The 518-nt window shown below is 41.5% G+C and carries 1 pseudogene; it reads left to right on the forward strand.

Annotation, left to right across the window (positions count from 1 at the left end):
* A pseudogene (locus tag C9J03_RS27070) lies at window positions 1-308 on the forward strand (LysR substrate-binding domain-containing protein); the annotation flags it as partial.
* Between the last annotated feature and the right edge of the window lie 210 nt (window positions 309-518).

Here is a 518-nt window from a genome sequence, read left to right on the forward strand (position 1 = left end):
GGGTTCACCAATCAATTCGCGCGCGTGGCAATTACCGCATAGACAATGCGCCCGCTGTATTGGAAGCAGCAAAAAGTGGTTTAGGTATTGCCTATCTTGCAGCTTACCTGCTCACCGATGAATTTGAAACCAACAAGCTCGTTTAGCTGCTGCCAGAATGGAAAGCTGATGTTGAGCTTCCAATTTATGCGGTATACCCAAGACGGAAATATTTGGCACCGAAAGTAAGATGTTTCATCGATTTTATGTCTGAACGTATGTCTCAACCTCCTTATAGGAAAATAAACCCGATAACAGAAAACGGCTAAATTAGCGCACGTGGGTGGTATAACCACCCTTTCTTTGCTTCTTCTCACTAATTGCATTGTGTTTCCTGCTGAATGTTCTAAACCTAAATGAAAGGCTTATGTTCCTCAGGTTCTCAAATGACTGACTTTCGTAATGTAACTCCATCTTTAATTTTTTTTATTTTGCTATTCAGCCTGTTCGGTTGCAGTGGATCTTCCAGTGGATTAAAT

Origin of the sequence: Photobacterium gaetbulicola, assembly GCF_003025515.1 — a bacterium.
Classification (GTDB): Bacteria; Pseudomonadota; Gammaproteobacteria; order Enterobacterales; family Vibrionaceae; genus Photobacterium; species Photobacterium gaetbulicola.